7 protein-coding genes are annotated in these 8,996 nt (G+C 51.0%); all 7 read right to left on the minus strand.

Features of this window, described 5'->3' with window-relative positions:
- Window positions 1–346: 346 nt before the first annotated feature.
- A complete protein-coding gene (locus RMSM_RS30420; protein ID WP_008706537.1) occupies window positions 347–598 on the minus strand; it encodes a DUF2200 family protein in 252 nt (83 codons plus the stop codon).
- Window positions 595–1,377: a hypothetical protein gene (locus RMSM_RS30425; protein ID WP_008706538.1), complete on the minus strand. Its 783-nt coding sequence runs from the start codon at window positions 1,375–1,377 to the stop codon at window positions 595–597. Before RMSM_RS30425 ends, RMSM_RS30420 begins: the two co-directional genes overlap by 4 nt.
- Before the next feature lie 186 nt (window positions 1,378–1,563).
- Complete coding sequence (locus tag RMSM_RS30430) at window positions 1,564–2,289, minus strand: oxygen-binding di-iron domain-containing protein (protein WP_008706540.1); 726 nt, start codon at window positions 2,287–2,289, stop codon at window positions 1,564–1,566.
- A gap of 537 nt (window positions 2,290–2,826) precedes the next feature.
- Entirely contained in the window at window positions 2,827–2,991 is a 165-nt protein-coding gene (locus tag RMSM_RS41465; RefSeq protein WP_008706544.1) for a hypothetical protein, read from the minus strand.
- 375 nt (window positions 2,992–3,366) lie between these two features.
- Window positions 3,367–3,906, minus strand: coding sequence for a DUF2939 domain-containing protein (locus RMSM_RS30445; protein ID WP_008706548.1), 540 nt, complete (start codon window positions 3,904–3,906; stop codon window positions 3,367–3,369).
- Between the two features lie 571 nt (window positions 3,907–4,477).
- Window positions 4,478–5,209: a tetratricopeptide repeat protein gene (locus RMSM_RS30455; RefSeq protein ID WP_008706553.1), complete on the minus strand. Its 732-nt coding sequence runs from the start codon at window positions 5,207–5,209 to the stop codon at window positions 4,478–4,480.
- Window positions 5,210–8,360: 3,151 nt separating this feature from the next.
- Window positions 8,361–8,642 carry a hypothetical protein gene (locus RMSM_RS30475; RefSeq protein WP_040770302.1) on the minus strand — a complete coding sequence of 94 codons (282 nt, stop codon included), beginning with the start codon at window positions 8,640–8,642 and terminating at the stop codon, window positions 8,361–8,363.
- Between the last annotated feature and the right edge of the window lie 354 nt (window positions 8,643–8,996).

Genomic DNA, 8,996 nt, shown 5'->3' on the forward strand with positions numbered 1-8,996 from the left:
GACTCTTGTGAACATTGGTTTGGCAAAATGATAAATTGGCAAAACGGTTCTTCAGATTGAGGTGGTTAAGTATTAATCATTTTGCCCATCAATTATTCTTCCAACCTTAATCGCCGAAAGCATGCAAGCGAAAGTTAGCGTCGCTACGTCCAGTCTAAATGTAAAGGAAAATAGTTTGAACGATGGTAGGTTACAAAATGGCGAGAATATCGACGCAGCAAGTTGCATCGACCACAGCCATCTTTACCCTATCTTTTGGCCCCCTATTTTTTGCCGGTCCTTCCACATGACGATGTCGAACGCAATTGACTAAGAGACCAGCACCCTGCGAATACCAGAAGTCGCATCAACAACGTAGCAATTCAGGCAATGCTGAGCCTGCAGATCGGTTAGTGTTAATTAGCGGAGATGAATGTTCCAAAATTCCAGTCGTCGGCATCCCCAATTGGCGTGCCAGCGTACCTGTTAGCCAGTGGATCACTTGTAGCAATTCATTTTGGTTTCGGCCTTTCTTTTCGACTTTGGCAAGATAGTGAGGGTACACCGAAGCGAACGTCATTTTCGCAATTCGCTCGTCATGGTCGGCTGTGCGGTTCATATGTCGTTACTCACGAGTTTGTAGTCCTTCGCTTCGGTATCGAGTTCAAACGTCAATCCTGATGGTGTTGGCTTGGAAGGGATGTTGCTCAGAGTCAAAACTCGATTCCCGCTTAGTCTTTCGACGACAATCCGTGCTTGGTCGAGATCACCAGGGAATGAATAGCAGCTGAATTTGCCCTCATGGTCAGTCAACTCGGGTGCGGACCTCGCAAAAAGTTGGTCGATTTGACTCTTGCGCGAATAGATCGTAACCAATGCCTTCGCAAGAGGGCTTCCGTTGACTAGGACGCGGCCGGAAACTTTGACTGCCTTTGCCATTTTTAAGGTGATCAGTGCATCACGATTCGTTTCGGGATGGAGGATCAGGTAAGCCGCGCTAAAACGCTGGCAACGATCGTTTAGCTTCCGCATAAACGCCTCGCGTTCCAGTGGGTCACTTGGAGCATCATCACACAGCTTCATCGCTTCGTCGGACGTTAACTCGGCGCGATGTGCATAGAGACCCGCCAGCGTCCATGAAACGTCCTGCAAAGTCAATTCGCAGACGCCATTCATGTCCGTTGTCTGCGGCGGCGATAGTTCCATCGCCACTGGATAGTCCTTTCCGTTTTGCCGAACGGTTTTCATGTAGCGAGCCTGGACCGATGCGGCTTCGACCGGCTTGCCCAGTTCGTCCACCACCCGTATTCGAATCGGATCGGGAGCATCAGCGAAAACGGCGATTGGAGTCGCAAGCAAGAGGACGGCAGTCGTGATTAACGTTGTCTGAAAACGCATAGAAATGTCTCCGAAAGCGATTTAATTCGTTGAGCCCAACACACTTTGACAGAACGTTCGGGCTGAGCGTGATCTCGGTCGTACAGGCTTTGTCCACCTACTTATTCTTGCTGCGATTGCACCCCGTACCGCCGGGTCAGCGTGTTTGAAATTTCCTTGGATTGGAATCACTAGTGCATGGAATTGTTAATCTTGATCAAAATTTTCTTTAATCACCCCAGCCAAGTCGCGGAGCAATTGGTCGCACTGTCCTGTGTAGGACGATCCGTGCATCACGGCCAGCGTTTCTGGCTTCAGATCGGCCAACGACTGCAGGACGCCTTCGGTTTGCCGTGTGTACGGCATGTAACCCGCCAGTGGTCCATGTTGCATTTGTTGCATTGCGGATTGGGTTGGAGCAATCAAGTCCGATGAAGTTGACGGTTCAACATCGCCAAAGTGATGGAACAGGTCGGAACAGAACAATGTCTTACGCGTTTCCTCGAACAACACCCCTGCGTCCCAGCCATGCGGAATGTGGGGTGAGCGATAAAAGCGGTATCGATACTTCCCCGTGGTGAGAACATCGTCCGCACTCATTCCGAAGGCGGGACGAATGGAGAAATCATCGGCGTTTACGAGTTTGCCGACCAGCGTGCAAACCGGCTGAGCTTGTGGCGCGAGTTGCAGCCATTCGTTGAGCCCACCACACTCGTCGGACTCAAAATGGCTCCACGCAATATGTCGCAGCTGGGTAGGATCAATCAGTTGAGCCACCGCATCGCGTAACATCGGAAACATCGCCTTCAGCCCGGCGTGAAAGAGCAGCGGTTCCTCGTCGCGAACGAGGAAGTGGTTGAACTGCATGTCAAGCTCTGCGACGTAGATCGAGAGCCGAAACAGGTCAGGGGCGATTTCGTTGATGGTGGTCATGGTTCACAAGCGAAGAGACATTGACTTGCCCTACAGTCGACCGTCAATGATGGCCGACGATGGATTTTCTATTTGTGAAACCTTACACGCCGTGCCGCGGTTTCTCGGATGGTGATCGCGGCGTGGGTTGGCGAGGGCTGCGTGATTCGCCAACACGGTGATGGCGCGCTGCGATTTTACCACGCCGGAAAAGGACCAAGCAATAGTTGCCCCATAATAAATGGCGGACGCGTCGACAGCGTTGAATCTTCGGACTGGTGAGCTTGCGAATCCATTTGTGCTAATCGCACACCAACGTCTTTGGCATGAAAGTCTGACCACGTAATTCCCTCCTATTTACCGATTTGCTATTTCGTTTTCGTGGTGGATGCGTTTGCGTGCCAAATACCGGTGGTCTGCGGGATTTCAAGCCACTGTCCCTGAATTCAACCTTTGACCTTTGCTGGTTCTGGAATCCCCGGTTCCGAATCGCGGATTTCACCAGAGAACCGTCCAAACCAACCCAGGCGAATGGTGAGTGCACCATCGCTTACGCAATCAGAGCTTGCGTATTTGCTGGATCAAAACAAAGATGGCGAGCATCATGCCTACTCCATAGGCGACTAGCGAACCGATCGCACCGAATACAAAGTATCCAACCGCGAAACATGCAACGCTGAAGGCAGAGTAAATGTACGGCCGACTGACGTCGCGGTTGAGCATTGAATCAAGTCTTTGTTCGGTAAACAGGGGCGACGTGTGGGCAGCGGGAGTTGCGTATAAACTCGAGAACAGGACAAGGTTCATTTGGTAGGCGAAAACGAATCGTCATTGTTCGCATCGTTGCTATCGATCTAGTCTACGTCTACAAGGTCGAATCCATTCGATTTCGCAAACACGACGCGGCATCGTACTTCGACATCACTGGTCGGTAACTCAGTGACTTGCTATCAGTCGAATGGTCAACGTTACTTGCATAACGAGACGCGAGTTCCATCACTTCTTCGGTGATGTTTGGATGGCCCTTCGTTGTAATTGTAAATTTCCCCTCGAGCAACGATATGTAAGTGTATTGACCAAAGCGGTCGTGAGCGTAAGTCAGATCTCGCCAAACAAAGTCGCGTCGTACAATTTCCAGCTCAGGTTAACACGTCTGAAATAGAGCTTGATCACGGGGACCGTTTCTTCGTTTCTTCGAGCGTAGATTTCCGTCGAAAAAACGCTTAGACCCTCGTAAGTGTTCCATGCATGTAGATCCACCGAGACGTTGTGCATCGCCGCATCACCATCGTCGGATTGGCTCTGGCTCATTTTCGCAAAGGCTTCAAAGCCACCTGGACGCACAGTGGAATCAATCATTTTTCTCATAAAGGCGTGTGCGAGGTTGTACATGGACGCGGCCTGATCTCTCTTTGCTGGTTGCACGTATTTCTGCTTGGCTCGTTGCAAAAGGTTCTCGCGAAGCGTCGGAAAATCGACGAAGCTCTCGGCCTTCGCAAAGTCGCGTTCTCGGTAAGCACGGCGGAAACTCCGCGACACGAAATAGGGTTGCAGGACGATGTAGAGAACCGCTGTAAGCAACCCAAGTCGGAGCATCCATTTGCGAAGCCGGCTCAATCGATGCGTCTTGTTTGTCATGGTGTCTCGACTCAGAAACGCATTTTAGATAACGGCCATTCAATGTAGTGGGCGAGGCAACGAGTCCCCGCGAATTGGTGGCAAAATGGGACACGTAACCTCGTTCCTTATGGTAAGAACGTTTCACCCCAAATGTGAGTAACAAAATTCAAACGACGAGCTTATTGCCGAACCGTTCCTAATGTGACCGAGGCAACCCGGCACAAACGAACGAGTGACCAAATTTTGGTGGGTGGCGCTGCTTGGCGCCCGTGAAAGTATGTGCAAAGAAGATGCTGGGGCTCTAAACGTGTTCGGTTCATCCGAAGCGACGTCCTCTGCGCAATTAAGATTGATCGTTTGGTTGTGTCGTGTTTTCCACAGTTTGACGTCCGGTGTTCGAATCCGTTGGTGGAATGCGAAAAGGTTCATGATTTCGAAATTGTGCGATTCGTTTGCTGCGTTCAGGTTTCTCGTGGGCAGGTGCCAATTCCAATGCCATTCTCGCGTATTTAAGTGCACGGTCAAAGTCACCTGCCTCCGAATAGGCAGCCCCCAGAACGCTAACGGCAACCCAATCATCCCAATTCATTCAGACGCATAGGTTTGTTGCATTTTGGATGGCCTTGTTCGCATCACGCAGATCTTTGTCAGGGCAGCCGGCCTGCAATCGGACAAGCGAGATCGCTGCGTCTGTTTGTGTTGAATCGAGATTATACGCGAGCAGATAGTCATCAATCGCGGATTCCCAGTGGTGGAGGAGTTCATTGAGGTGTCCTCGAAAATAAGCAACCATGGAATGTTGCGAAGTGTTGCATTCGACCCGAGCCAAGTCATCCAACGCAGCTGTATAGTTGTCAGTCGCCATCAATGTGTATCCTCGATACATCAATGCGATTTGGTGGTTGCTTTCCAATTTTAATGCGACATTGAGATCATCGATTGCGCTTTGATATTCGCCTATCGAATATCGAGATGCACCTCGATGTGCCCAATAAACAGCAGACTTCTCATCAAGTTGAAGCACACGCGAAAATGCATCGTTTGACGCATGATATTGTTCATCTGAATACAATTTGACGGCATAGTTGTTGAGTGCCCAAGCCGAACAGTTACGACCACAAAAAAAACGGATGATCCAAAACCTTCCATGGGAATAGAAGCTTGGCGTAAGCCGGTTGGCCATAAACATTTGTGAGCGATAAACGCAGTGAACGATTGCAGTCGGGACGACGAGAGGCAGTAGGGCAAACAATAGGATTGCCAGAGCTAAGCCAACAAGGTCAAAGGCTACGAGAACAGCCACGACTGCGGTCGATGCCATCACCCCAAAAATCGAAAATCGTCGCTTTCGGATGATTGATTCCTCCAAACGCCCAAACGTTGAAGTCAGCTCACACCAGCTGACAGGTAACCGTTTGATATGGGAAAGATAAGGGACGAAACAATGTGCAGGTGACTATAGGGTATTCGATTGGCTCGGCACTTGCATCTTCGATAATAGCGAGCAGTCCTGTCCGAGGTACTTTTCAGGACTCCGTTTTGAACGCTTCTAAAATTTGCCGGATTGAGCGAAAGTCAACCGGGAACAATTCATCGCTGAGCAAGAACTTAATTGCTCGGTGGCTATCGAGTTTCGCAAGGATCAGGGGAATCCTATAGTTGACGGTAAAACGGGTGTCACGCGGCCACAAGTTGGCTAGCTGCATCGCAGCGGTAGAGGGTAGCCTGGGACGCAAGTCCCCCAGGTATTGGGTCTGCAGTGCTTTTCGATATCCAAAAGGGACGACAAAAATCCGCATTAACGCCACCGAATGCAACGCCGTTATTGCCAGCGTAAATGCCTCGCACCTGAGCAAGGAAAATTGATTAAAAAATGGGAGGTTAGAAAATGGGGGGAGGCATGAAGGCATCTTTCCTTTGCCCAGCATTTATCGGTCTCGACATCTTTTTGCCCCCCCATTTTTTTGCCGGTCCTTCATCCGGGTGACCGCCGAGCGGCAATCTTTCCGGAACGTCAGGAGTCTAGCCTGCTCCTAAATAGCAACGGCTCACCCAAGTCTAGAAGTGTGTTCGCAACCTCGCAGCGGATCGCTCCTGCCATTGATTCATCGTTGAGCGGACCCGCATGCCAACATCTCCGTGACCAGCCGGTTCCAAACTTCCTTCGCAAACCAAGCAGTCACGAAAACCATGATGAGAAACCGAACAAGGTCGATAAGCGATGTCAGGATGATGCGCTCAAGTGGAACGTCCTTGGCTGAGTCGGATATCGCAAAAGTGAAAACAACCACGACCGCCGAGTAAAGAATCGGATAACGGCGGTCGTAACCGAGTCGCGGCGAACAAACTTTACTTCATAAAACGCGCCGTATGCGACTTCGGTTGATCGCGTGATTTTCTGGCCCTCATGGGTTACGATCGCTGTTCCGCGTGCCAGGTCGGATTTCTGCGTTGAGTTCGTTGTAACCGATTTGCAGAATGTTTGAAGGATTGATTACAGGACGAGTAAGCCCAATCGCGAACATTTTTGATTCCGACGGAAGCTTGGTGCCGCATTCTGCACAATAAGGATGATGGCCGTAACTCGCGTGATTGCATTTTGGACAAATGTATTCAAGGTGTTTTTGCAGCGGTGCACGCGGGGAAAACCAGATGCTGTGATTCGCGTGAATATCGAAATCCTGACGCCACAATAACATGCCGGTCTCCAAGCGAAATCCCGCATTTTCGTCAATCAGTCTGTAGTGCCAGACGTCGCGAGTGGAACGATCGCACGTCCATTCGACACGCAACTGCTGTTTCGGCCATGAGACGGGGCCGCAGATGTTGGTAGTCGAAGGGCAACAAATGGCTAGATTGTCTTTGCGACCAAGTGGATCACCAATGATTAAATCGAATGTGCAATGCGAGACGGAGTAACCCCACCACCGAGCGTCGAGACGCTGACGCGCAAGCAAAGCTTCATTTACGCGTCGCACGGAATCGGATTCGCGCGCATCGATCTCAGCATAGGTGAGACCATTCGGTGCAACTTCGTTCGGATCGTGCATTCAACCTCTTACCAGAATAACGGTGGTGGTCACACGGTGGCATCCCAGAGTCTGGTGGTCACGAAACGACGTTGCCGCCACTCGCGTGGCGGACGACTCGTCAATCGGCCTCGTTCCGCAGACCTTAGAATACTGGTCAAAGAGAGAGCGAGCAACAATCGACCGCGCCGCAGACGTTCCAAAATTCAACCACTCCTGAAAGTTTCCTGCCTTCATTTTCCTGCCAACATCGACCGAGCAAATAGGTAGGAACATGGAGGTAGGAAGATGAGAAGAGAGCGTGATTCTCGAGAACGGCCTTTGTTTATTAGATTGGGGAAAGACCGCAGAGAGGAACTAGCCACGGATCTCACGAATCAACACGAATCCGGAAACCATGTGCCATTCGTAAGAATCGTGGCTGACCTTCAACCAAACAAATCAACGTCGTCTTCTTTTCGTATATCAATCCATCGCGTAAAAACCTCAGCGTCCATCAACTTATCAACGTTGTTCCAGGTCGCCCAAAAATGCACAATGGATAGGCGATTTCCAGACAGTTCGTGATCGAGCGTTCCCATCGTCACTGCTGTTGATGATGGATGCCAATGCGTTGATCGGGAAGGTCCCATTTTCTTCAGGCTTGGTTCATTCGAGGAACGTCGGTCATCACGGGGCACGGAAAGTTTGTCATTGTTCCTCGCGTACTCTGTGCAGGTTTGGGCATTCTATCAGGATGACGTCGACGGAGAAGGAATCACAAAGCGTCGATGGGGCATCCAATATGGCAGGAAAATGTTGGCAGGAAGATATTGAGATTTTTCTGCCAACCTTTTTCCGGCATCTAGCGTCACCACGAGAGCCACCGGAGTCTTTCAATAGGCGAACGGTTGCGCTGTTCGGGCCGCGGCGATCATTCCTCCATCAGGATATACATTCTCGGCGGTTCCGGTCCATAGCTTATTGTCGCTGCATCCAATCCAGCTCGTCAATCAACTGAGGGGCGCTGGGGCGTGCGTTAAGCCAGTGCGAAATCAACGCGATGTGGTCGTGACAGGCGGGGGTATCCAAGTATGGAAGTGCAAGCTGCCTATCGATCGCGGCTAGACATCGGAAGGCAGTTCCACGGCAGGTGACTAGTTCGGACATAGCACCGTATACAACCAAGTTCTCTTCGTATCTTGGTAGTGCAGGTGCTTGCAAATCGATTGACTGACAAAGCGTTAGAAGTTGAAGTAGATGTTGTTTGCCGCGAACACCTTCAGAGCTCAGAAAGATCGCAGCCGCGACTTGGGCGCGTGTCGATTTAGACGCGAGTGCTTGCGCAAAATCCAGGATCTTATCTCACAGTCGGGTAATGGTTGAAATCATGGGGTTGCCGCCAGTGACTTTAGCTTCAAATTTGGCCCGGCCGGCAACGTCGGTGGATTGCGTTGTTCGCCGTTATCGTTCGAATCTTTCCCATTCCTTGTCGACGGCCGGTCGTTCCGCCGCCCAGCCAACCGGAAGATCCGCCAACGACATGATGGACGGATCTCGCTTGGAGATGTTTTTCAGTGAGACTGTAGCGGCATCTTCCTCGGAAACGTCGCCACCATCAAGAAATTGCCAATCACCATCTTCGTCGTGGACCACATACAGAATTGGTTGTGAACCATCCATGATGCGAGTTAAGGTTATTGCAGCCGTGTTTTCGGGATCGCCAAAGGGCCACTGGTCACTCACCGCGGTAGGCTCCGCATTTTTTGGGTCGGTTCAGCAATCGTTGCCGGAGTGTTGCTTGATGGCGGCGGCGACCCATTTCGTCCACAACCAAGGGGCAGTGTCAACGCGATCACGATGGCGTAGCGTCTTAGATTCATTGTCATTGGTGCCACAACAGACAGGAAATTTGAACGACCAGCGGCACGGTTCAGTGGGCCGGGACGTTTGACGTTCCATTTGAGAAACCGTGCAAGCCCGTCGCGGGCGCAACCGCGGGTGACCCGCTGCCGTCAGTCGGTAAATCGTACTGAATCACACCTTCGATCCATTCAACCGCGACCGATCCGTAGTACTTCTTGTAGACGTAAGTCGCCT

It is taken from the genome of Rhodopirellula maiorica SM1, assembly GCF_000346295.1.
In the GTDB taxonomy this organism is placed as follows: domain Bacteria; phylum Planctomycetota; class Planctomycetia; order Pirellulales; family Pirellulaceae; genus Novipirellula; species Novipirellula maiorica.